This is a genomic window from Pseudomonas sp. PS01303 (assembly GCF_029959385.1).
Lineage (GTDB): Bacteria > Pseudomonadota > Gammaproteobacteria > Pseudomonadales > Pseudomonadaceae > Aquipseudomonas > Aquipseudomonas rustica.
In genome coordinates, this window is the sequence record NZ_JASCPK010000283.1 from 1 (window position 1) to 2,725 (window position 2,725).

Genomic DNA, 2,725 nt, shown 5'->3' on the forward strand with positions numbered 1-2,725 from the left:
TGTAGGAGCTGCCGAAGGCTGCGATCTTTGATCTTTAACATCAAGGTCAAAAGATCGCAGCCTTCGGCAGCTCCTACAGGGTTTAGATGGCCTGCGCGATAAAATGTGGGAGCGGGCTTGCTCCCACATTTTTTTGCATTCTGTAGGAGCTGACGAGTGAAACGAGGCTGCGATCTTTTGATCTTAATGTTTAAGATCAAAAGATCGCAGCGTGCCGCAGCTCCTACATATTTCAGTTTTTCAGTTTTTCAGGTCGAAACGGTCGAGGTTGGTGACTTTCGTCCAGACTGCGACGAAGTCTTTGACGAACTGCTCCTTCGCATCCGAACTGGCATACACCTCAGCCAATGCCCGCAACTGCGCATTGGAACCAAACACCAAATCAACCCGCGTCGCCGTCCACTTCACATTGCCGGTCTTGCGATCGCGTCCTTCAAACTCATCCGCATCCCGCGATGTCGGCTTCCACTCCACGCCCATGTCCAGCAGGTTGGTGAAGAAGTCATTGGTCAGCGCTTCAGTCTGGCTGGTGAAGACACCATGACGGCTCTGCCCAACGTTGGTGTTCAACACCCGCAAACCACCCAGCAACACGGTCATTTCCGGCGCGGTCAACGTCAGCAGTTGCGCCTTGTCGATCAACAGCGCCTCCGCCGATACCGTGTATTTGCCCTTGCTGTAGTTGCGGAAACCATCGGCAATCGGCTCAAGGAAACCGAACGACTCGACGTCGGTTTGCTCCTGCGTGGCATCGGTACGCCCCGGATGGAACGGCACGCTGACCGAGTGACCAGCGTTTTTCGCCGCTTGTTCGATGCCCGCGTTGCCTGCGAGCACGATCAAATCCGCCAGCGAGACTTGCTTGCCGGCTGCGCCGCCATTGAACTGGTTTTGAATCCCTTCAAGGGTGCTCAGCACTTTATCCAGTTGCTCGGGCTGGTTGGCCTGCCAGAACTTCTGCGGTGCCAGACGCAGACGGCCACCGTTGGCGCCACCGCGTTTGTCTGAACCACGGAACGTCGAGAATGCCGCCCAAGCCGTCGAGACCAGTTGCGAAACCGATAGGCCCGACTCGAGGATTTTGCTTTTCAGTGCTGCGGCGTCGCTGTCGTCGATCAGCGGGTGCGTGACGTCTGGAATCGGATCCTGCCAAAGCAGTTCTTCGCTCGGCAGTTCCGGACCTAGGTAGCGCGACAGCGGGCCCATGTCGCGGTGGATCAGTTTGTACCAGGCGCGGGCGAAGGCGTCGGCTAGTTGCTCAGGATTGGCGAGAAAGCGCCGGGAGATCTGCTCGTAGGCCGGATCGAAACGCAGCGCCAGGTCAGACGTCAGCATGGTCGGCGAAAGTTTTTTGCTCGGGTCATGGGCATGTGGAACCGTGCCGGCACCGGCGCCGTTTTTCGGGATCCACTGGTGCGCACCGGCGGGGCTTTTACTCAGCTCCCACTCGAAGCCGAACAGGTTTTCCAGATAGTTGTTGCTCCACTTGGTCGGCGTGGTCGTCCAGGTCACTTCGAGGCCGCTGGTGATGGTGTCGGCGCCTTTGCCGGTGCCGAAAGCGTTGCGCCAACCGAGGCCTTGCTCTTCCAGCCCGGCCGCTTCCGGTTCCGGCCCGACATTGTCGGCAGGCCCGGCGCCGTGGGTTTTACCGAAGGCGTGACCGCCGGCGATCAGCGCCACGGTTTCTTCGTCGTTCATGGCCATGCGGCCGAAGGTTTCACGGATATCGTGGGCGGAGGCGACGGGATCGGGATTGCCTTCAGGGCCTTCCGGGTTCACGTAGATCAACCCCATCTGCACGGCGGCGAGGGGATTTTCCAGATTGCGTTCGCCCTGATCGGTACGGCTTTCCTCTTTACCGTGCAAATCCGGCTCCGCCACCAGCGTGCCGTCACCGGGCTCCTGCATCGGTGCGTTGTCTTTGCCATAGCGACTGTCGCCGCCGAGCCATTCGTGTTCCGAACCCCAGTAAACGTCCTCGTCCGGTTCCCAGACATCGGCGCGGCCACCGGAATAGCCGAAAGTTTTGAAGCCCATCGATTCCAGCGCGACATTTCCGGTGAGGACAATCAGATCCGCCCAGGAAATATTGCGGCCGTATTTCTGCTTGATCGGCCATAGCAAGCGGCGGGCCTTGTCGAGGCTGACGTTGTCCGGCCAACTGTTGAGCGGGGCAAAACGCTGTTGACCCGAGCCAGCGCCACCACGGCCATCCGCGGTTCGATAGGTGCCGGCGCTGTGCCAGGCCATGCGCACGAAGAGCGGGCCGTAATGGCCGAAGTCTGCCGGCCACCAGTCCTGGGAGTCGGTCATCAGCGCGGTGAGGTCTTGTTTCAGGGCTTGAAAATCGAGGCCTTTGAAGGCGCTGGCGTAGTCGAAGTCCTTGCCCAACGGATCGGACTTGGGCGAGTGCTGACTCAGAATTTTCAGGTTGAGTTGATTCGGCCACCAGTCACGGTTCGTCGTACCACCACCGGCGGCGTGGTTGAACGGGCATTTCGATTCGTTTGCCATGTTCGAGTCCTTATCAGGTCTGCTACGGCCGGCTCGTGCCGACTTCGGACTAGTAAGGCTAGACCCGACTGGGCAAGTCAGCTAATAGGCCGACTGATGGACACTGATAGGCAAAGTCTTTTATTGCCTTACACGTGTAGGAGCTGCCGAAGGCTGCGATCTTTTGATCTTTCCTCTAAAAGATCAGGATCAAAAGATCGCAGCCTTCGGC

At 58.8% G+C, this 2,725-nt stretch carries 1 protein-coding gene; it reads right to left on the reverse strand.

The genetic code is table 11. The features are described from left to right. Positions 1 to 240: 240 nt before the first annotated feature. The gene (gene katG / locus QMX93_RS30430) at positions 241 to 2,514 is read right to left on the reverse strand and encodes a catalase/peroxidase HPI (RefSeq protein ID WP_282359294.1); all 2,274 of its coding nucleotides are present in this window, start codon (positions 2,512 to 2,514) and stop codon (positions 241 to 243) included. Positions 2,515 to 2,725 lie beyond the last annotated feature (211 nt).

What these genes read in the sequence shown, in the direction of transcription:
- katG (WP_282359294.1), bottom strand. Translation starts at nt 2,514, where the DNA reads ATGGCAAACGAATCGAAATGCCCGTTCAACCACGCCGCCGGTGGTGGT.